This window comes from Azospirillum endophyticum, from assembly GCF_016595245.1.
Lineage (GTDB): Bacteria > Pseudomonadota > Alphaproteobacteria > Azospirillales > Azospirillaceae > Azospirillum > Azospirillum endophyticum.
Map to the genome: position 1 here is coordinate 64,666 of NZ_JAENHM010000017.1, position 19,843 is coordinate 84,508.

The window sequence follows — 19,843 nt, forward strand, 5'->3', positions numbered from 1 at the left end:
GAAACGGGGTTCTTGAACAATCTGTAGAGCGGACTGATTTTCAGGAGGGCGAATGGGGCCGATGGCGGGACGCCAGAGGGTGATCGCGGTCCGGCGGACCTACAACAGGTGGGTCGCCAACCAGACGCTGGAGGATTACGCGCTGCGCTTCACCGCGCGGAAGGCGCGGCGCTGGTCGCCGTCGCGCGTCGCCAACACGGCGCTCGGCTCGATCTCCTTCCTGGCGCTGGAGGCCATCGGCGGGGCGATCACGCTGAATTACGGCTTCACCAACGCGCTCTTCGCCATCCTGGCAGCCGCCGCCCTGATCTTCGCCAGCGCTCTGCCGATCAGCTATTACGCCAGCCGCTATGGCGTGGACATGGATCTGCTGACGCGCGGCGCCGGCTTCGGCTATATCGGCTCCACCATCACGTCGCTGATCTACGCCTCCTTCACCTTCATCTTCTTCGCCATCGAGGCGGCGATCATGGCGACGGCGCTGGAGATGGCCTTCGGCCTGCCGCTGGCCGCCGGCTATGTCGCCAGTTCGGTTCTGGTGATCCCCTTGGTCGCCTACGGCTTCACCGTCATCAGCCGCCTCCAGCTGTGGACCCAGCCGCTGTGGCTGGCGCTGCACGCCCTGCCCTTCCTGTTCATCGCCGTCCAGGACGGCGAAGCCTTCACCGCCTGGACCCGCTTCCCCGGCCGGGCGTCGGATACGGGCGCTGGCGGCTTCGACCTGATGCTGTTCGGCGCGGCGGCGTCGGTGGTGTTCTCGCTGCTGGCGCAGATCGGCGAGCAGGTCGATTTCATCCGCTTCCTGCCCTACGACCCCGACGCGAAGGGCCGCCGGAAACTGTACTGGTGGACGGCGCTGGTGGCGGCCGGGCCGGGCTGGATCGTCATCGGCACGATCAAGCTTCTGCTGGGATCCTTCCTGGTGGTGCTGGCGCTGCAGAATGCCGTGCCGCTGGAACTGGCGGCGGAGCCGACGCGGATGTATCTCGTCGCCTTCCAGTATGTGACGCCGTCGCCGCAGCTGGCGCTCGGCCTCACCGGCCTGTTCGTCGTGCTGTCGCAGCTGAAGATCAACGTCACCAACACCTATGCCGGCTCCATCGCCTGGTCGAACTTCTTCTCGCGCCTGACCCACAGCCATCCCGGCCGGGTGGTGTGGGTGGTGTTCAACGTCGTCATCGGCCTGATGCTGATGGAACTCGGCATCTACAAGACGCTGGAACCGGTGCTCGGCCTCTATTCCAGCGTCGCCGCCTCCTGGATCGGCGCCCTGGTCGCCGATCTGGTGGTGAACAAGCCGCTCGGCCTCAGCCCGCGCCATGTCGAGTTCAAGCGCGCCCATCTCTACGACATCAATCCCGTCGGCGTCGGCGCCATGCTGCTGGCGACGGTGCTGTCGATGCTGGCTTTCCTGGGCGGGTTGGGGACGACCCTGAAGGTCTGCGCCCCCTTCCTCGCCTTCGCCACCGCCTTCCTCGCCGCCCCCGCCATCGCCTGGGCGACCCGCGGCCGCTACTACATCGCGCGCCGCCCCTTCGAGGACTGGAACGGCGAGGAGGCGATCCGCTGCCGCATCTGCCAGCATGCCTTCGAGCCCGACGACATGGCCTTCTGCCCGGTCTATGCCGGGGCGATCTGCTCGCTCTGCTGCTCGCTGGACGCCCGCTGCGGCGACGGCTGCAAGCGCGACGCCCGGATGGGCGTCCAGCTCCGCCACGCGCTGGATGCCGTCCTGCCGCCGCGGGCGGCGACGGCGCTGAAGGCCCGGCTCGGCCATTATCTCGGCGTCCTGCTGATGCTGGCGCTGGCGGTCGGCGCCGTGCTGGCGCTGGTCTATGTCGAGGTCGCCTCCGTCAATGCCGAGGCGCAGGCGCTGATCCGCAGCACGCTGTGGAAGGTCTTCTTCATCCTGATGATCGTCGCCGGCGTCGCCACCTGGCTGTTCGTGCTGGCCCGTGAAAGCCGCAAGGTGGCGCAGGAGGAAACGCACAAGCAGACCTCCCTGCTGATGCAGGAGATCGAAGCGCATGAGCGCACCGACGCCCAGCTTCAGAAGGCGAAGGAGGCGGCGGAAGCCGCGAACCTCGCCAAGAGCCGCTATCTGGTCGGCATCGGCCACGAGTTCCGCACGCCCTTGAGCGCCATCTTCGGCTATTCGCAGATGCTGGAGCGTGATCCGGCCATGCCGCCGCACCGGGTGGATGCGGTGCGCGTCATCCGCCGCAGCGCCGAGCATCTGTCCGGCCTGCTTGACGGGCTGCTCGACGTGTCGAAGATCGAGAGCGGCCGGCTGCAGCTGAACCGGGCGGAGGTGCGTTTCGGCGACCTGCTCGACCAGCTCGTCGGCATGTTCCGCCTCCAGGCGGAGGGCAGGGGCATCGCCTTCCGCTTCGAGGCGCCGGAGGATCTGCCGCCGGTGGTCTTCACCGACGAGGGCCGCATCCGCCAGATCCTGATCAACCTGCTCTCCAACGCCATCAAGTTCACCGACAGCGGCACCGTCTGCCTGCGCGTGCGCCACCGCAGCCAGATCGCCGAGTTCGAGGTCGAGGACACCGGCCCCGGCATCGTCGCGACCGATCTGGAGCGCATCTTCCAGCCCTTCGAGCGCGGCTCGGCAGCCAACCCGATGGTGCCCGGCATGGGGCTCGGCCTGACCATCACCAAGCTGCTGACTGAGGTGATGGGCGGCGAGATCACCGTGACCAGCACGCCCGGCAAGGGCAGCCTGTTCCGGGTGCGGCTGATGATGTCGGCGGCGATGCTGTCCACCGCCGCCGCCCAGCCCGACCTGCCGATCCGCGGCTATCACGGGCCGCGCCTGACCGTGCTGGTCACCGACGACGACCTCGCCCACCGCAACCTGCTGGCCGATCTGCTGGCCGAGCTTGGCTTCACCGTCTTCAAGGCCACCGACGGCCCGAGCTGCCTCGCCCTGGCGGATCTGCACCGGCCGGACATCCTGCTGCTCGACATCTCGATGCCCGGCATGAACGGGCTGGAGGTGGCAAGGCGCCTGCGCGGCGCCGGCCATGCCGAGACCACCATCGTCCTGGTGTCCGCCGACACCCGTGAGGATCGTCTTGTCGACAGCCGGGACGCCGACGGCGGCCAGCCGCAGGACGGCTTCGTCGCCAAGCCGGTGTCCATCCCGAAGCTGCTCGCCTGCATCGGCCGGCTGCGCGGCATCGATTGGGAGTATGAAGCACCCGCCGGCACCGACGACGGCCCGCCGGACTTCGCCGCGTCGGAGCTGCCGCCGCAGCACCACATCGCCGAGCTGATCCATCTGGGCCGCATCGGCTATGTCCGCGGCATGCAGGCCAAGCTGGCCGAGATCGCCGCCGCCCATCCGGAGCTGGAGCGCTTCGTCGGCCGCATGCGGACGCTCGTCAGCAATTACGACCTGAACCAGTATATGGCCGCGCTGGAGGCGGTGTACCGCGATGACAGCCATGATGATGCCAGCCATGACGATGAAATCCGTAACCAGACCGCGTGACGTCGTCCTCGTCGTCGACGATTCGCCCGAAGCCCTCAGCTTCCTGACCGACGCGCTGGAAGAGGCCGGGGTAACCGTGCTGGTGGCGCTGGACGGCCGCAAGGCGCTGGCGCTGCTGGAGCAGGTGACCCCGGACGTCATCCTGATGGACGCCATCATGCCGGGGCTGGACGGCTTCGAAACCTGCCGCCAGCTCAAGCGCAGCAGCCAGGTCGCCCATGTCCCGGTCATCTTCATGACCGGCCTGACCGAAACGGAGCACATCCTGAAGGGCTTCGCCGCCGGCGGGGTCGATTACGTTACCAAGCCGATCATCGCCGAAACGCTGATCGCCCGCATGTACGCCCATCTCGCCAACGCCCGTGTCGCCCAGAGCACGCGGGCGGCGCTGGACGTCACCGGCCGCACCCTGCTGGCCACCAATCACAAGGGCGAGGTGCTGTGGTGCACGCCGCAGACCACCCGCATGCTGGAGGCGGCCTTCGGCTCCTCTGCCGACGGCCTCGCCACCGGCGTCTCGCTGCCGGAGGAGGCGCGCCGCTGGCTGGCCGACCGTCAGGCCGGCGGTGCCGGGCGCAAGCCCGACAGCGTGGTGATCGCCACTCTTGCCGACGGCCGCCGCCTGCGCCTCAGCCCGGTCGGCCAGACCGGCCCCGACGAGATCCTGCTGCAGCTGGCCGAGGAATCCGGAGCCGGCGAGGACAGGCAGCTGAAGGACAAGCTGTCCCTGACCCCGCGCGAGGCGGAGGTGCTGATGTGGGTCGCCAACGGCAAGCCGAACCGCGACATCGCCGAGATCCTCGGCCTCAGCCCGCGCACGGTCGACAAGCATCTGGAGCAGATCTATGCGAAGCTCGGCGTCGAGAACCGGGCCGCCGCCGCCGCGATGGCGGTGCGGGCGCTGAATGGCCGCTAGGACGCCGGGTCTTTCATCCAGTCAGCTTGGCATAGATCGCCGGTAGCAGCCCCGGCAGGCGCTCGACGCGGTCGACCGCAAGCACGTTGCGCCGGCCGAAGATGTGGTGGTGCGTCCCGGGATCGCCGCCCAGCGCCACGCAGACCACGTCGATGCCCCGGCCGGCCAGCTCCTGCACCGCCTTGCGGGCGTCCTCCACCAGATGGCGCGGGTCGGGGCAGTCGATGTCGGATGGCTCGCCGTCGGTGACCAGCAGCAGCAGGCGGCGGAGCGTCGGCTGGCCGGCGAGCAGCGAACCGGCATGGCGGATCGCCGCCCCCATCCGCGTCGACCAGCGCCCGTCCAGCCCGGCAAGGCGCCCGCGCGCCGCCTCGTCATAGGCGTCGCCGAAGCGCTTGACCGGCAGCCACTGCACCGCCTCCCTCCCGTCGGACCGGAAGCCGGCAAGGGCGAAGCGGTCCCCGGCCGCGTCCAGCGCACCGGCCAGCAGGTCGGCCGACCGGCGTTCGAGGTCGAGCACCGTGCCGTCTCCTGCCGGATCGTTGGTGGACTGCGAGGCGTCGAGCAGCAGCAGAGCAGACAGGTCGCGGCCGCGGCGCCTCACCCGCTGGTAGACCTGCATGTCCGGGGCATGGCCCTGGCATCGGGCGACGGCCGCGGCGATGCAGGCGTCGAGGTCCAGGCGGTCGCCCTCCCGCTGCCGCCGCAGCCGCTCCGGCCGCGCGACGACGGCATGGCGGATCAGAGCGTGCACCCGGCTCGTCAGCCGTCGGTCGTCAGGCGCATCCGACATCGGCCGCCGTTCCGGCACGCACTCCACCACCCGGACGAAGTCGGGCCGATGCAGACCGATGCGATGGTCCCATTCCGGATGGCGCGCCACCGGCTGCATGGCAGCCGCATCCGCTACGGCAAACGGGGCCGGCCGTGGCAGGGATCGTGGCGGTCCGTCGCGGCGGTCGCTCTGCTCGGCCTCGATGCGGTCCGGCCGGACCGCATCGAGCGGATCGTCTACATCGCGCGGTGGCTCCGGTGGGGTGTCGTGCAGCCAGAGACCGCCATTGTCGTCGCGGTAGGGCGGTTCGACGCGATGGCCCCGGGCGTTGATCTGGACCCGCATCTTGCCGAGGTCGCCGGCCAGTGTGCCACCGAGCATCAGGCTGAAATCCGGGTCGTCCCAGCGGTCCGGCCGCTCGAAGAACAGCCGCTGTCCCTTGTCGACCCAGGCGTTGCCGTCGCGATAGGCGGGATCGAACAGGGCCCGCGCCATCCGCTCCATCAGATCGGCCGCCATCAGCGACGCCGACGGCTCCGTCCGATGGAAGGGAGCCCACAGCCGCCGCAGTCCCGGCAGGCGGCGCATGGCCAGATGCTCCACCCGCGCATCCTCGAACAGCGAGACGACGAGGATCAGCAGGGGTTTCAGCCCCCTCGCCGGCCAGGGGCGCGAGAACATCCGATGCGCCCCGACATGGGCCAGCGCCGCGCGGTAGAGGTCCATGCCGGGCCAGACCGCAGGCAGCCTGACGAGGGCGTCGTCGAAACGGGGCCGCATCGCCGCCGGGTCACCGTCCTGCGGCAAAGGCCGCAGGGGCGGATCGATTCCCCACAGCGCCGCCACATAGGCCTTCAGCCGGCGTTCGGCATCGGCCAGGGCAACCCCGCTTTCCATCGCCGGTCAGAAGCAGGCGCCGACCGCCGCCGCCAGCGCATCGCGCAGGTCGGGATCGTCGGTCAGGGGCAGCACGACGGCCATGCGGCAGGCTGCTTCGGGCGCGACACCACGGGCGATCAACCGGCCGGCATGGATCAGCATGCGGGTCGATGCGCCCTCTTCCAGCCCGCGGCCGCGCAGGTTGCGGCTGCGCTCGCCCACCGCCACGACGCGGCGGGCCAAGGCCGGCTCGATCCCGGACTCATGCGCGACGATGTCGGCCTCGATCCCGGCCGCCGGATAGCCGAACTCCAGCGCGGCGAAGCGTTGCTTGGTGGACTCCTTCAAATCCTTCGCCACGCTCTGGTATCCCGGATTGTAGGCGACGACGAGTTGGAAGTCCGGGTGGGCGGCCACCAGTTCGTTCCGCTTGTCGAGCGGCAGCGCCCGTCTTTCGTCGGTCAGCGGATGGATGACGACGGTGGTGTCGGCCCGCGCCTCGACGATCTCGTCGAGATAGCAGAGGGCGCCATGGCGCACCGCCAGGGTCAGCGGCCCGTCCTGCCACACCGTTCCCTGGGTCTCCAGCAGGTGGCGGCCGACGAGGTCGGAGGCCGTCAAATCCTCGTTGCAGGCCACGGTGACGAGCGGCCGGCCGAGCCGCCAAGCCATATGTTCGATGAAGCGGGTCTTGCCGCAGCCGGTCGGCCCCTTCAGCATCACCGGCATGCGGTCGGCGTGGGCCGCCTCGAACAGGGCGATCTCGTCGCCGGTCGGGCGATAATAGGGTTCCCGCTCGATCCGGTAGGACTGGAGCGCCATGCCTGCGCCTTTCGCAATGAGACTGCCCAGCGGTCAGCGGTGCGCCGGCTCTTCCGTTGGGATGCCGTCGATCGGGCATTCGGGCGTGCCGACCGTCTTGCGGGTGAAGGATTCCACCATCGTCCGCGTGCCCTCCGGGTCGCTCACCCACTGGCGATAGAAATCATAGGGACAGGCCGCCTCGCCCTTCACCCCGTCATGGCTGTTGATCATGCCGGTGTAGCCGCGGTGGACCAGCTTGAAGAGGTGGTTCTCCGACTGGCCGTTCCTGCGGAAATCGCGGATCAGCATCTTCGACAGCTGGGCATACTGGATGCCGTACTCCTCCTCACCGCATTCGCCCAGTGTGCGGCCGTCGAAGCCGACGATGGCGGAATGGCCGAAATAGGAATAGACGCCGTCGAAGCCGGCGGCGTTCGCCACGGCGACATAGACGTTGTTGGCCCAGGCCATCGCCTTGGCCATCAGCACCTGCTGGTCCTTGGCCGGATACATGTAGCCCTGGCAGCGCACGATCAGCTCCGCCCCCTTCATCGCGCAGTCGCGCCAGATTTCGGGATAATTGCCGTCGTCGCAGATGATCAAGCTGACCTTCAGCCCCTTCGGCCCGTCCGACACATAGGTACAAGTGCCGGGATACCAGCCCTCGATCGGCACCCAGGGCATGATCTTGCGGTATTTCTGGACGATCTCGCCCTGGTCGTTCATCAGGATCAGCGTGTTGTAGGGCGCCTTGTGCGGGTGATCCTCATGCCGCTCGCCGGTCAGCGAGAAGACGCCCCACACCTTCGCCTTGCGGCAGGCCGCGGCGAAGATCTCCGTCTCGTCACCGGGAATGGTGGCGGCCGTCTCGTACATCTCCTTGGAATCATACATGATTCCATGGGTCGAATATTCGGGGAAGATGACGAGGTCGAGGCCGGGCAGTCCCGTCTTCATGCCGATCACCATGTCGGCGATCTTCCGCGCATTCTCCAGCACCTCCGCCTTGGTATGAAGGCGGGGCATCTTGTAGTTGACGACGGCGACGCCGACGGTGTCGTTGCTGCTGGTGATATCGCCGTGGATCATCTCGGTCTCCCTGCATGACGGGGGCATGGGGCGGAGCGTGCGGGAAGCGGACCGAATTCCCGGCTTCCCTGCTGTTTTCGCACGTCTCTTCGTCGCCACCGATCATCGGGGAGCGGCCGATCGACGGGAATACGCGATTCCCCGTATGGGCGATCGGGGAGAAAGCCCGGCGATCATTTCATCCGGCGCAATGATGAAGTGCCGAACCCGGTCATTCTCGCGGTGGGGCAGATGCAGCAGTCTGGTGATGCGGAACGGGAATGACCCCGTCCAACAGATCACGGACCCTGAAAATGAAGCTCTATCATCACTCCCTGTCGGGCCACGCGCATCGGGCTCGCCTGTTCGTCTCGCTGCTCGGCCTGCCCCATGAACTGGTCGAGGTCGACCTCGCGGCGGGCCAGCACAAGAGCCCCGAATTCCTGAAGCTCAATCCCTTTGGCCAGGTTCCGGTCCTGGATGACGCGGGCGTGATCGTCACGGACTCGAATGCGATCCTGGTCTATCTCGCCAAGAAGGCGGGGCGCGGCGACTGGCTGCCGGAAGACCCCGCCGGTGCGGCCGCGGTTCAGCGCTGGCTCTCCGTGGCGGCCGGAGAAGTAGCCTACGGCCCGGCAGCCGCCCGGCTCATCACGGTGTTCGGAGCGAAGTTCAATGCGGACGAGGTCATCGGCCGGGCGCACACCCTCCTGGCGCGTCTCGAAAGCCGGCTGAGCGGGCAGGACTGGCTGGTCGGCGACCGTCCGACGATCGCCGACGTCGCGATCTACAGCTACGTCGCCCGGGCACCGGAGGGCAACGTCGACCTCCGGGCCTACCCCTCCGTCAATGCCTTCCTCCGCCGCATCGAGGCGCTGCCGGGCTTCGTTCCCTTCGCGCAGACACCGGTCGGCTTGGCGGCCTGATCTGCCGACCTGACCCCGCAACCCCCGGCATGGGATACCGACGATGACCGCGACACTGACGACGCTGCCGACATGGCATGAGGGTGAGACGTTCATCCAGGAGAAGCTGGGGGTGGCCGAGCGGATGGCGGCCGTCGGCCAGCGGGTGATCCGCGACCATATGCCCGACCAGCACCGGGACTTCTATGCCCAGCTTCCCGTCATCGTGCTGGGCAGCGTCGATCCGGCAGGCGACCCGTGGGCCACCCTCCTCACCGGCAAGCCGGGCTTCCTGTCGTCGCCGACGCCGACGCAGCTCGACATCGCCGCCCATGCCGATCCCGGCGATCCGGCGAGCGCAGGCATGCGGGACGGCGACCCCGTCGGCCTTCTGGGAATCGAAATGCACACCCGCCGCCGCAACCGCATGAACGGCATCCTCACGGTGGCTGAGTCCGGATTTCGGGTCGATGTCGACCAGAGCTTCGGCAACTGTCCCCGCTACATCCAGCTTCGCGACCTCGGTTTCGCCAGGGATCCGGCGGAGCCCTTCACCGGCTTGGTGGAGGAACTGCCCCAACTCGACCCGTCGGCGCGTGCCATGATCGATACGGCGGACACCTTCTTCGTCGCGACCTACGCCGACCGGGCCGAGCGCCGGCAGGTCGACGTGTCCCATCGCGGTGGCAAGGCGGGCTTCGTCCGCGTCGCCGAGGACGGTACCCTCACGATCCCCGACTTCAACGGCAACCTCTTCTTCTCGACGCTCGGGAACATCGTCCTCAACGGCAAGGCCGGGTTGGTCTTCGTCGATTATGAGAGCGGCGACATGCTGCAGATGACCGGCGACGCCGAGGTGATCCTGGACTCGCCGGAGATCGCCGCATTCCAGGGAGCCGAAAGGCTGTGGACCTTCCGGCCGCGCCGCATCCTGCGCCGGGTCGGCGCGCTGGCTCTGCGCTGGTCGTTCCGCAAGGACGGCTGGTCCCCCAGTTCGCTGATGACCGGCGATTGGACGCAGGCGGCGGCCCGCTTGCAGGCGGCGACGCTGGCGACGGGCTGGCGGCCCTACCGGGTGACGAAGATCGTCGACGAGACTCCGGAGATCCGCTCCTTCCACCTGCAGCCCGCCGATGGGGCAGGTCTTCTTCCCCATGCCGCCGGTCAGCATCTGCCGATCCGCGTGACCGTTCCCGGTTCCGACAAGCCCGTCGTCCGCACCTACACACTGTCCGCTGCGCCGTCCGACGGCCTCTACCGCATCAGCGTCAAGCGCGAAGGGCTGGTGTCGCGCCACCTGCACGACACCATCCGCGTCGGCGACATCATCGAAGCGCGAGCGCCCGACGGCAGCTTCACCATCGACCCGCAAGGGACGAGGCCGGCGGTCCTGCTGGCCGGCGGTATCGGGATCACGCCGCTGCTGGCGATGCTGCGTCACATCGTCTACGAGGGTCTGCGCAAGCAGCGGCTTCGGCCGACCATCCTCGTCCAGGCCGCGCGCTCGAAGTCCGATCGCCCCTTCGAGCGGGAGATCGCCGAATTGGTGAACGCCGCGCAAGGGGCGATCAGATGGATCCGGGTCCTCAGCGATCCAGGCCAAGCCGAGGAAGGCGTCGACTACGACGCAGCCGGCCGCATCGACATGGCCCTGCTGACGCGTTTCCTGCCGTTCGACGACTACGACTTTTACCTGTGCGGTCCGCCGTCCTTCACGCAGGCTCTGTATGACGGGTTGCGCAGCCGCAACATCGGCGACGGGCGGATCCATGCCGAAGCCTTCGGACCGTCGTCGCTGAAACGCACGGCGGATGCGGGTGCCGCCGTCGCGGTCCGTCCCCCGCCCTCCACCAAACCGGTGTCCGTGGCCTTCCTGGACTCGATGAAGGAAGACCGCTGGACACCGGCGTCCGGCACATTGCTGGAACTGGCGGAAGCGCGCGGCCTGACGCCCGAGTTCAGCTGCCGCGAAGGCACATGCGGAACCTGCCGGACCAAGCTGCTCAAGGGGGCCGTGACCTATGTCCGGGAACCGACCGCAAGCATCGCCGACGGCGAGGTCCTGATCTGCAGCGCCGTGCCGGCCGAAATGGGGCCGGATGAGGAAAACCGCATCCAGCTCGCCCTCTGACACAAGCTTTCCCCCACAACCGGAGAAAAGACGATGTCCTACATTCCGACCCCGGCGACCATCGAAGACGCCCCCGAGGCATCGCGCGCGATCCTGGAGGGCGTGCAGAAGCAGCTCGGACGGGTGCCGAACATCTTCCGCCTCGTCTCGAACAGCCCGGCGGCGCTGGGCGGCTGGACCGCCTTCCAGGGCGCTCTCGGCAAGGGCAAGCTGCCGCCGGCGACCCGCGAGCGGATCGCGCTCGCCATGGCCGAAGTGAATGGCTGCGACTATTGCCTGTCCGCCCACAGCTTCACCGGTGCCAAGTTCGCGAAGCTCGACGACAGCGAGATCGCGGCCAACCGCCGCGGAAGCTCGAACGATCCCAAGGCCGCTGCGGCGGTGGAGTTCGCCAAGGAACTGGCGGTTGCCCGCGGCGCCGTCGGACCACAGGCAATCGAGGCGGTGCGTGCCGCCGGCTATGGCGATGCGGAGATCCTCGAGATCATCGCGCATGTCGCCCTCAACACCTTCACCAACTACGTCAACGAAGCGCTTGGCACCGAGATCGACTTCCCCCGCATCGACGGCCTCGCCGCGTGACCTGAAGAACGGGCGGCAACTCCCCTGCCGTCCTCCTCCCCTGCCCTTTCTCAGTCCATCTCAAGGAGCATTCCATGTCCCGCCCGCCGCTTCCCCCCTTCACCGAAGACACCGCCATCGAAAAGGTTCGGCTCGCCGAGGATGGCTGGAACAGCCGCGATCCCGCGAAGGTCGCTCTCGCCTACACCGAGGACAGCCGCTGGCGGAACCGCGCCGAATTCGTGACCGGCCGCGCCGAGGTCCAAGCCTTCCTCACCCGCAAATGGAACAAGGAGCTCGAGTATCGGCTGATCAAGGAACTCTGGGCTTTCGCGGGAAACCGCATCGCCGTGCGCTATGCCTATGAGTACCGCGACGACAGCGGCCAGTGGTACCGCGCCTATGGCAACGAGAATTGGGAATTCGCCGAGGACGGGCTGATGCGCGCCCGGCATGCCAGCATCAACGAACACCCGATCGCCGAGGCGGACCGCAAATTCCGCTGGCCGCTCGGCCGCCGGCCGGACGACCATCCCGGTCTCAGCCATTTCGGCTTCTGACGCCGATATCTGCCAACGAGGATTGCCGTCTTGGCTGGATTCACTCTCAACGAGCGGGCGCGGTTGTCGATCGAACTCGCTCTGACCGCCGGCAGCGGTGACGGGCCGCTGCTGCGCAGGCAGGATGCCGACGCCAGGAGGCTTGGCCTGACCGGAGCCGAAGTCGATGCGGCGAGAGAGGGATCCAGCTTCGACTTTCCCATCTCACAGGCGATCGCGCTCGCACTCGCGTCGGGCGACGAGGATCGCGCGGTGCGGCGGGAGCGTGCGGCAAGGGCCGGGATCGATGGCCCGACCTGCCTGGAAATCGAACATCTGGCGGCGGTCTTGCTGAAACCCCTGTCCGCAAAGGACCGGCATCATGGACCATGACCTTGGAAACCCCGTTCTGCGTCCCTTCGCGGCGGTCGCCGCGCTGTGGCCTCGCCTGCGGCATCCGTTCAAACTCCGTTTGCCGGACCGGCAATCGCCCGGCTATTACGAGGATATGCTGAAGCTGGATCCCGGTGCCGGTTCAGAGTCACTCATGAAAATCCTTTGAGCGGGCGGGAGGCGGCGGCAGATGGATCGTTGGCAGGCGATGAGGGTTTTCGCGAAGGTGGCGGAGACCGGGAGCTTTGCCGAGACTGCCCGCCTCATGCACCTGAGTGCGCCCGCGGTGACGCGTGCCGTGGCTTCGCTGGAGGATGTGATCGGCGCCAGACTGTTCGTCCGCACGACGCGTTCGGTCAAGCTGACAGAGGCGGGGATCCGCTACTTCGAGGATTGCCGCCGGATCCTCTCGGACATTGCCGAAGCGGAAGCAGCGGCAGGCGGTTCTTATGCCTCGCCCGCCGGGACGCTTGCCGTCACGGCCTCCGCACTGTTCGGCCGGATGCATGTGCTGCCGATCGTCACCGAGTTCCTGAACACCTATCCCGCGATGCGCGCCCGGACGCTCTTCATCGACCGGCCCGTCAACATTGTCGAGGAGGGCATCGACGTCGCGGTACGGATCGGCCATCTGCCGGATTCCGGCTTTACAGCCGTCAAGGTCGGGTCGGTCCGGCGGGTGATCTGCGGCTCTCCCGCCTATTTCGAGCGTCATGGAGTTCCGGCGGTGCCGGCCGATCTCAGGAGCCACCGGATCGCCGCCTCGACCAGCGCATGGGCGTCGCCGGAATGGCGGTTCGCGGGAGATCAGCGGGTGACGATCGACCCTGTCCTTCAATGCAACACCAATGAAGCGGTCATCGCGACCGCCAAGGAGGGCTGGGGCCTGACGCGGATCCTCCACTATCAGATCGGCCCTGCCCTCGTCGAAGGGACCCTGCGGATCGTGCTCGGAGACCATGAAGAGCCGCCATTGCCCATCCATGTCCTCTACCCCGAGGGACGCCATGCTCCTGCCAAGGTGCGGGCGTTCGTCGACCTGGCGGTTGCCCGCCTGCGGGCGAATCGTCTGCTGAACTAGCGCGACCGGACTTCGGAACCTCCGGCGGAATTTGCATTCGAAAACCACGAGCAAGCGCTCAGCGCCGGATCATCGCTTTCAGCCATGGTGAAATCGCGAAGACGTCGGTGAAATAGCCTTGCTGGATCACCGCGCGTCCCGCCTTGTGGATGTTGGCGGGTAGCGCCCCCAACTCCCCCTTCCGGGTCACCACATGGATGGCGCGGCGGAAGCCGGAGGTCGGCAGCGGCAGCACGCGCATATGGGTCAGGTGCTGACGGCTTTTCACCAGCGCGGTCGGCGGCAACAGGCTCCATCCCATCTCCTCGGCGACCATGGCCATTACGGTATCGGTCGCATCGAAGGCGAAGCTGCGCGGCACCTCCATGCCCAATCGCCGCAGATGCTGATCGACCAGCCGGCCGAGCGCGCTGTCCGTCGTGCTGCGGATCAGGGGCAAGGTGCGCGACAACGCCCGCAGCGCGGCCTCATCGACGATTTCGGGGCAACTGCGCGGCAGCAGCAGCACGAAGGGCTCGGTGAGCAGGCACAGGCTGTCGACCTGATCCATGTCGTCGAAGCTGTCATTGGTGAACAGCACGTCCAGGCGGCGGGCGAGGAACTGCTCGCGCAGCTGCCCGCACAGCCCCGACACGATGCTGAAGGATGGCACATGGTCGCGCAGCCGTTGCAGTAGCCGCGGAATGAAAGGGGCCGCCAGCGTGTCGATGCAGCCGATGCGCAGCTCCGGCATGAAGGGGGCGTCCGCTCCGCCGATTGCGGCCGGCAATTGCCGTGCATCGGTCAGGATGCGGTTGCTCCAATGCCAGAGCCGCTGCCCGGCGGCGGTCAGTGCCATCGGCCTGATGCTGCGGTCGAGCAGCTGAGTGGCGAAGGCGGTCTCCAGTTGGCGGATGACATGGGATACCGCCGATTGGGTCAGCCCAAGCCTGCCGGCGGCGCGGGTCATGCTTCCCAGCTCGGCCACGGCGACGAACACCTCCAGGGATCCCAGGTCGAAGTCTCGGTGATGCATGGGGCTCCGATCCGCGGGGTGGCGTGGCAGATTGCCATCTGCATACTATGTTATGACCGCCGTTGTCATGAATGCGGCTCATCCCGATCATGAGTTAAATTTCTTTAGCGACCGGGAACAGGGATTCCGCGGCAGCCTGACGGCTCGCCTGCAAGTTCCGCTGGAGCCCCCTGCCATGACGCTGTCCCCTGATGACATCCCCTCCCGCACCGCCGTGGCCCGCCGGATCGGCGACTGGGTGGCGGGGGTGCGGCGACGCGATATCCCGGAACCGGCTGCCGCCGTCGCGCTGGATTGCATCGTCGACACGCTGGGAGTGGCGCTCGCCGGCACCGGGGACGCGGCGGCCCGGTTGGCAGCGGACGAGGCGCGCGCCAGCTATGCCGCCGGTCCGTCGCGCCTGCTGACCGGCGGCCGCCTGTGCGCGGAGGGGGCCGTCTTTGCAAATGTCGCGGCCGCCCACGCGCTGGATTTCGACGACAACAGCTATGCCGGCTTCGTCCATGGCTCAGCCGTCGTGGTGCCGACGGCGCTTGCCATGGTCGAGGTGGCGGGTGGCGGTGGAAGCGACCTGCTCACCGCCGTCACGGCCGGCGCGGAGGCGCAATATGCCTTGGCGGAGTCTGTCGGCAACGGGGTCTATCATGACGGCTGGTGGACCACCGCGTTGTTCGGCGCCGTCGGTGCCGCCGCAGCCGGTGCAAAGGCGCTTCGGCTGGACGGACGGACGACGGCTGACGCCATAGCCTTCGCGCTGTGCGGGACCGGCGGCATGCGCGCCTGCTTCGGTACCGGCGCCAAGCCGCTGCTCGCCGCGCAGGCCGCCGCGAATGGAGTGCGCGCCGTCCGGCTGGCCGCGCGGGGTTTGTCGGTACCGCATGGGGTGGTGGAGGATCCGCGCGGCTTCGCCCGGCTGATCGCCACCGACCGGTTCGATCCGGCTGCCGTGGAAGCGCTCGGCCGGTGCTGGCGCCTGCTCGATCCCGGCATCGACACCAAACTCTATCCGGTCTGTCTGTCGGCCCATGCCGCCATCGATGCGGTGCGCGACCTGATGACCGAGCGGGGCCTCACATCCCACGATATCCGGTCCATCCAGTGCCGCGTCCCGCCGGTGGTGGCCGCCAACCTGACCTATGGCCAGCCGGCGACGGCGGGAGAAGCCCGCTTCAGCCTGCCGTTCGCGGTGGCCTGCGCGATGCTGTACGGAACACTGGCGCTGGAGCATCTGGACGAGGCGACGCTCGCCGACCCGCTGCTGCGCCAAGCCGCCGGACGTGTCTCGATGACCGCGGACCCCGACTGGAACGCCGATCCCGGACGCGCCCGCATCGCGCCGGAGGGCGCGGAGGTGAGCGTCGAGACGATCACGGGGGAACGCCTCGTCCGTTTCTGTGCCTCGGCCCGCGGCACGGCGGCCCGGCCGCTGTCGGCAACGGAGCATGCTGCCAAGTTCCGGACCTGCGCCGCCCGCGCCATCGGACCGGATGCGGCAGAACACCTCCACCGGAAATTGTGCCGGATTGAAGCGGAGGTCGGCCTGTCGGGCTTGTTCGACCCTGCCCACCATGCGGACCGTTCATGATGCCGATGAAAATCGATCATGATGAGCGGCCGGCGCATCGGCATCGGCCTGCTTTTTCATCAAGCGCAACCATCGAACCGTCTTGGGAAAACTCAGGGAAACCAACAATTTCATCGAAAGTGCGCTGCACAAAATCTGATCGCCATGGCTGCATGCCTATAATTTAACCCGATTGTGACCCTGATCTGCGTCCTGCCGCCGCCCTTTCCTCCAGCCGCGGCCCTGTGAGACCGTTTCGATCAAGCAGGAACCAAGGCCCGCCGCAAGGGCCGGCAAACAGAGGGGCTTTCATGATGATGCGACGTTTGGTGGCACGCACCGTGCTCTCGGCGATCCTCCTGTCCGGGACAGCGATGGCGGTCCAGGCCGCGGGTACGCTCAAGGTCTCGGTGGATTCCAACCTGAACACGTTGGACCCCGCCAAGATGAAGGGCGGCCAGGAGTATGTTGCCGCCTATCTGATCTTCAACGGCCTGACCGTCATCGGCCATGACATGACGGTGAAGCCCGATCTGGCCGAACGCTGGGAGCGCAGCGACGATCTGAAGACCTGGACCTTCCACCTGCGCAAGGGCGTGAAGTTCCACAACGGCCGCGAGCTGGAGGCCGAGGACGTCGTCGCCACCATCGCCCGCATCCAGGACAAGGCGACCGGCTCCACCGCCCGCGTCAATTTCGAGATCGTGGAGTCGATGAAGGCGCTGGACCCGCTGACCGTCCAGTTCCAACTGAAGAGCCCCTATGCCGGCTTCGCCGAGCTGTTCGGCGAGCGGCAGGCGCGCATCGTCCCGCGCGACGCCGTCGACACGCTGGCCTCCAAGCCGATCGGCACCGGCCCGTTCGAGTTCGTGTCCTTCGCCCCCGGCGACCGCATCGTCCTGAAGCGCAACCCGAACTACTTCGAGCCGGGCCTGCCCAAGCTGGATGAGGTGATCGTCCGCATCCTGCCGGAATCCTCGGCCCAGGTGGCGGCGCTGACCACCGGTGAGCTGGATCTGGTGTGGAACCTGCCGCTGGAGGCCATCGACAAGGTCAAGGCCGACCCGAAGCTGAAGATCGATTCCGTCCCGACCTCGACCTGGGACGGTGTCATCATGAACAACACGGTGAAGCCCTTCGACGATCCGCGTGTGCGCAAGGCGGTGGCGATGGCGCTCGACAAGCAGGCGATCACCCAGATCGCGCTGTTCGGCAACGGTACCCCGACCCACTCGCCGATCCCGCCGAGCCACCCCTACTACAACAAGGATCTGAAGATCGCCAAGGGCGACCCGGCCGGCGCGAAGAAGCTGCTGGCCGAGGCGGGCTACCCCAACGGCTTCGAGGTCACGCTGCACACCCCGGCCGGGCGCGCCACCCGCGAACGGCTCGGCCTCGCGGTACGCGAACTGCTCAAGCCGGCCGGCATCACCGTCAATGTCCAGCGCGTTCCCTTCGACGTCTTCCTGAAGGATATCGAGGGCAAGGCCGGCTTCTACATCGACGGCTTCTTCAGCCGTCCGACCATCGATACGTCCGTCTATCCCTGGTACCACTCGCGCGGGTCGTGGAACACCGCGCTGTGGAGCTATTCCAATCCGAAGATGGACACGCTGCTGGACGGCGCCCGGCAGGCCAAGAGCGAGGATGAGGCGAAGTCGCTCTATACCCAGGTCCAGGCGCTGGCGGTGGAGGATTCGCCCGGTGTCATCCCCTACGTCATCAACCACATCAACGGCCTGAGCGCCAAGGTCCATGGGTTCCATTCGCACCCGATGATGTTCCTCGACCTGCGCGACGTGTCGATCGATTGAGGCCAACCGGGGACCGGACGCGCCCGCCGCGACCGGTCCCCCTTCTTCCCGCCGGGGATGCTGCCATGCTTGCCTACACGCTGACCCGTCTCGTCTATCTGGCGCTGGTCCTGGCCGTCATGTCGGTCCTGGTCTTCCTGGTGACGCAGGCGATGCCGGGCGATGTCGCCTCGATGATCGCAGGCCAGTTCGCCTCGAAGGAGGTGGTGGACGCCATCGCGGTCAAGCTGGGTCTGGACCAGCCGCTGATCGTCCAGTACGGGCATTGGGCCGCCGGCATCCTCCGGGGCGACCTCGGCCGCTCGCTGGTGCTGGAACAGCCGATCGCCCCCATCCTGCTGGAGGCGCTGGGTCGGTCGCTGGTGCTGGCGGTGGTGGCGCTGGCTGTGGTGGCGGTGGTCGGCATCGGGCTCGGCGTCCTGGCGGCGGTACGGCGCGGCAAGCTGACCGACCAACTGGTCTCCGGCGTCTCCTATCTCGGCATCGCGGTGCCCGACTTCTTCTGGGCCATCGTGCTGGTGCTGGTCTTCGGCAGCTACCTGAAGCTGCTGCCGACCGGCGGCTATGCTCCGATCACCGACGGCTTCCTGCCCTGGGCCTCGCATCTGGTGCTGCCGGTGGTGACGCTGGTGCTGATGCTGCTGGCCCGCATCGCCCGGCTGACCCGCTCCAGCATGATCGACGTGCTGCAGACCAACTACGTCAAGTTCGCCCGGGCCAAGGGCATGCCGGAATCGGTGGTGATCCTGCGCCATGCGCTGAAGAACGCGCTGCTGCCGACCATCACCGTGCTCGCCATCGATTTCGGCCTGATCCTTGGCGGCGTCGTGGTGATCGAGACGATCTTCTCCTATCCCGGCATGGGCCGGCTGCTGCTGTTCGCCATCCAGCGCCACGACCTGCCGCTGATCCAGGCGACCATCCTGATCGTGTCCGCCGCCTACTGCCTCGCCAACCTGACCGCCGACCTGCTCTACGCCTTCGTGAACCCGAAGATCCGCCACGGCATGAGGGCCTCCTGAGATGACCGACGCGACCCCCGTCCAATCGGCTCCGTCCCGCGGCCTCCTGGCGCGCCTGCCGTCCCTGCCCGTCTCGCTCATCATCGGCATCGTTCTGCTGGCTCCCCTGGTGGTGGCCGCCGTCGCGGGGGGATCGCTCGCCCCCTACCCCTACGACGAGATGAACATCATGAGCCGGCTGCAGCCGCCGGGCGCCGATTTCTGGTTCGGCACCGATGAGTTCGGCCGCGACGTGTTCAGCCGCACCCTGGTCGGCACCGGCAGCTCGCTGGTGATGGGCGTCGCCGCCACGGCACTGAGCCTGCTGGCCGGCGTGCCGCTGGGTCTGATCGCCGGCTACAAGGGCGGGCGCGTCGGCGAGGCGATCATGCGCGCCATGGACGTGCTGATGTCCTTCCCGCCGATCCTGCTGGGCATCCTGGTGCTGGCCGTCACCCCGCCGGCGCAGTGGAAGGCCATCGTCGCCATCGGCATCGTCTATGTGCCGCAGGTGGTCCGCCTGACCCGCGCCATCACGCTGGAGCTGATGCAGGAGGAGTTCATCACCGCCGCCCGCCTGCGCGGGGAGAGCGCCGCCTACATCCTGTTCCACGAGATCCTGCCGAACATCTGGCCGCCGCTGGCGGTGGAGGCCAGCCTGCGCGTGGTCTTCGCCATCCTGCTCGGCGCCTCGCTCAGCTTCATCGGCATGGGGGCGCAGCCGCCCTCCTCCGACTGGGGCCTGATGATCAGCGAGGCGCGGCCCTTCGTGGAACAGGCGCCGTGGATCGCGCTGTGCCCCGGCTTTGCGCTGGCCACGGCGGTGATCGGCATCAACCTGCTGGGCGACGGGCTGCGCGCCCTGCTCGACCCGCGCAACACGGGAGCGCACTGA

Annotated in this window: 17 protein-coding genes; 13 read left to right on the top strand and 4 right to left on the bottom strand. The window is 67.7% G+C overall.

Annotated elements, in window-relative coordinates; all coding sequences use genetic code 11:
* Positions 1–61 precede the first annotated feature (61 nt).
* Both JHL17_RS04730 and JHL17_RS04735 read left to right on the top strand, forming a co-directional pair.
* Positions 62–3,502 (top strand): hybrid sensor histidine kinase/response regulator, encoded by a 3,441-nt coding sequence (locus JHL17_RS04730; protein ID WP_200190902.1) that lies wholly within the window; start codon positions 62–64, stop codon positions 3,500–3,502.
* Entirely contained in the window at positions 3,471–4,418 is a 948-nt protein-coding gene (locus JHL17_RS04735; protein WP_247893315.1) for a response regulator transcription factor, read from the top strand. Before JHL17_RS04730 ends, JHL17_RS04735 begins: the two co-directional genes overlap by 32 nt.
* A 13-nt stretch (positions 4,419–4,431) precedes the next feature.
* Here JHL17_RS04735 and JHL17_RS04740 read toward each other — a convergent pair whose 3' ends face one another.
* The 3 genes from JHL17_RS04740 to JHL17_RS04750 are packed head-to-tail and all read right to left on the bottom strand — an operon-like array spanning position 4,432 to position 7,965.
* Positions 4,432–6,090: a nitric oxide reductase activation protein NorD gene (locus tag JHL17_RS04740; protein WP_200190903.1), complete on the bottom strand. Its 1,659-nt coding sequence runs from the start codon at positions 6,088–6,090 to the stop codon at positions 4,432–4,434.
* 6 nt (positions 6,091–6,096) lie between these two features.
* On the bottom strand, positions 6,097–6,894 hold the full coding sequence (locus tag JHL17_RS04745; RefSeq protein ID WP_200190904.1) for a CbbQ/NirQ/NorQ/GpvN family protein: 798 nt from the start codon (positions 6,892–6,894) through the stop codon (positions 6,097–6,099).
* A 33-nt stretch (positions 6,895–6,927) separates the two neighbouring features.
* A complete protein-coding gene (locus tag JHL17_RS04750) occupies positions 6,928–7,965 on the bottom strand; it encodes an aliphatic amidase (RefSeq protein WP_200190905.1) in 1,038 nt (345 codons plus the stop codon).
* A 293-nt stretch (positions 7,966–8,258) separates the two neighbouring features.
* Between JHL17_RS04750 and JHL17_RS04755 the strand changes: the two genes are divergently transcribed.
* From JHL17_RS04755 to JHL17_RS04785, 7 genes are all read left to right on the top strand, one after another.
* Positions 8,259–8,870, top strand: coding sequence for a glutathione S-transferase family protein (locus JHL17_RS04755; protein ID WP_200190906.1), 612 nt, complete (start codon positions 8,259–8,261; stop codon positions 8,868–8,870).
* Positions 8,871–8,913: 43 nt separating this feature from the next.
* On the top strand, positions 8,914–10,980 hold the full coding sequence (locus tag JHL17_RS04760) for a 2Fe-2S iron-sulfur cluster-binding protein (protein ID WP_200190907.1): 2,067 nt from the start codon (positions 8,914–8,916) through the stop codon (positions 10,978–10,980).
* Positions 10,981–11,013: 33 nt separating this feature from the next.
* Entirely contained in the window at positions 11,014–11,562 is a 549-nt protein-coding gene (locus tag JHL17_RS04765; protein WP_200190908.1) for a carboxymuconolactone decarboxylase family protein, read from the top strand.
* A gap of 74 nt (positions 11,563–11,636) precedes the next feature.
* The gene (locus JHL17_RS04770) at positions 11,637–12,101 is read left to right on the top strand and encodes a nuclear transport factor 2 family protein (protein ID WP_200190909.1); all 465 of its coding nucleotides are present in this window, start codon (positions 11,637–11,639) and stop codon (positions 12,099–12,101) included.
* Positions 12,102–12,164: 63 nt separating this feature from the next.
* On the top strand, positions 12,165–12,473 hold the full coding sequence (locus JHL17_RS04775) for a hypothetical protein (protein WP_200190910.1): 309 nt from the start codon (positions 12,165–12,167) through the stop codon (positions 12,471–12,473).
* Entirely contained in the window at positions 12,463–12,642 is a 180-nt protein-coding gene (locus tag JHL17_RS04780; protein WP_200190911.1) for a hypothetical protein, read from the top strand. The genes JHL17_RS04775 and JHL17_RS04780 overlap by 11 nt, the downstream gene beginning before the upstream one ends.
* A gap of 21 nt (positions 12,643–12,663) precedes the next feature.
* Positions 12,664–13,554 (top strand): LysR family transcriptional regulator, encoded by an 891-nt coding sequence (locus tag JHL17_RS04785; RefSeq protein WP_200190912.1) that lies wholly within the window; start codon positions 12,664–12,666, stop codon positions 13,552–13,554.
* A gap of 58 nt (positions 13,555–13,612) precedes the next feature.
* Here JHL17_RS04785 and JHL17_RS04790 read toward each other — a convergent pair whose 3' ends face one another.
* Entirely contained in the window at positions 13,613–14,569 is a 957-nt protein-coding gene (locus tag JHL17_RS04790) for a LysR family transcriptional regulator (RefSeq protein ID WP_200190913.1), read from the bottom strand.
* Between the two features lie 175 nt (positions 14,570–14,744).
* On the opposite strand from JHL17_RS04790, the gene JHL17_RS04795 reads away from it, so the two are divergent.
* The 4 genes from JHL17_RS04795 to JHL17_RS04810 all read left to right on the top strand — a co-directional run bounded on the left by JHL17_RS04795 (position 14,745) and on the right by JHL17_RS04810 (position 19,843).
* The gene (locus tag JHL17_RS04795; RefSeq protein WP_200190914.1) at positions 14,745–16,154 is read left to right on the top strand and encodes an MmgE/PrpD family protein; all 1,410 of its coding nucleotides are present in this window, start codon (positions 14,745–14,747) and stop codon (positions 16,152–16,154) included.
* Positions 16,155–16,444: 290 nt separating this feature from the next.
* A complete protein-coding gene (locus tag JHL17_RS04800; protein ID WP_247893316.1) occupies positions 16,445–17,947 on the top strand; it encodes an ABC transporter substrate-binding protein in 1,503 nt (500 codons plus the stop codon).
* A 65-nt stretch (positions 17,948–18,012) separates the two neighbouring features.
* Complete coding sequence (locus tag JHL17_RS04805; protein ID WP_200190915.1) at positions 18,013–18,969, top strand: ABC transporter permease; 957 nt, start codon at positions 18,013–18,015, stop codon at positions 18,967–18,969.
* Between the two features lies 1 nt (position 18,970).
* A complete protein-coding gene (locus JHL17_RS04810; protein WP_200190916.1) occupies positions 18,971–19,843 on the top strand; it encodes an ABC transporter permease in 873 nt (290 codons plus the stop codon).

Bases quoted from the DNA above. Each gene is read 5' to 3' on its own strand.
- JHL17_RS04760 (WP_200190907.1), top strand. From the start codon at position 8,914: ATGACCGCGACACTGACGACGCTGCCGACATGGCATGAGGGTGAGACG.
- JHL17_RS04785 (WP_200190912.1), top strand. From the start codon at position 12,664: ATGGATCGTTGGCAGGCGATGAGGGTTTTCGCGAAGGTGGCGGAGACC.
- JHL17_RS04805 (WP_200190915.1), top strand. From the start codon at position 18,013: ATGCTTGCCTACACGCTGACCCGTCTCGTCTATCTGGCGCTGGTCCTG.
- JHL17_RS04745 (WP_200190904.1), bottom strand. From the start codon at position 6,894: ATGGCGCTCCAGTCCTACCGGATCGAGCGGGAACCCTATTATCGCCCG.
- JHL17_RS04755 (WP_200190906.1), top strand. From the start codon at position 8,259: ATGAAGCTCTATCATCACTCCCTGTCGGGCCACGCGCATCGGGCTCGC.
- JHL17_RS04800 (WP_247893316.1), top strand. From the start codon at position 16,445: ATGATGATGCGACGTTTGGTGGCACGCACCGTGCTCTCGGCGATCCTC.
- JHL17_RS04770 (WP_200190909.1), top strand. From the start codon at position 11,637: ATGTCCCGCCCGCCGCTTCCCCCCTTCACCGAAGACACCGCCATCGAA.
- JHL17_RS04790 (WP_200190913.1), bottom strand. From the start codon at position 14,569: ATGCATCACCGAGACTTCGACCTGGGATCCCTGGAGGTGTTCGTCGCC.
- JHL17_RS04750 (WP_200190905.1), bottom strand. From the start codon at position 7,965: ATGATCCACGGCGATATCACCAGCAGCAACGACACCGTCGGCGTCGCC.
- JHL17_RS04740 (WP_200190903.1), bottom strand. From the start codon at position 6,090: ATGGAAAGCGGGGTTGCCCTGGCCGATGCCGAACGCCGGCTGAAGGCC.
- JHL17_RS04765 (WP_200190908.1), top strand. From the start codon at position 11,014: ATGTCCTACATTCCGACCCCGGCGACCATCGAAGACGCCCCCGAGGCA.
- JHL17_RS04795 (WP_200190914.1), top strand. From the start codon at position 14,745: ATGACGCTGTCCCCTGATGACATCCCCTCCCGCACCGCCGTGGCCCGC.
- JHL17_RS04730 (WP_200190902.1), top strand. From the start codon at position 62: ATGGCGGGACGCCAGAGGGTGATCGCGGTCCGGCGGACCTACAACAGG.
- JHL17_RS04735 (WP_247893315.1), top strand. From the start codon at position 3,471: ATGACGATGAAATCCGTAACCAGACCGCGTGACGTCGTCCTCGTCGTC.
- JHL17_RS04780 (WP_200190911.1), top strand. From the start codon at position 12,463: ATGGACCATGACCTTGGAAACCCCGTTCTGCGTCCCTTCGCGGCGGTC.
- JHL17_RS04810 (WP_200190916.1), top strand. From the start codon at position 18,971: ATGACCGACGCGACCCCCGTCCAATCGGCTCCGTCCCGCGGCCTCCTG.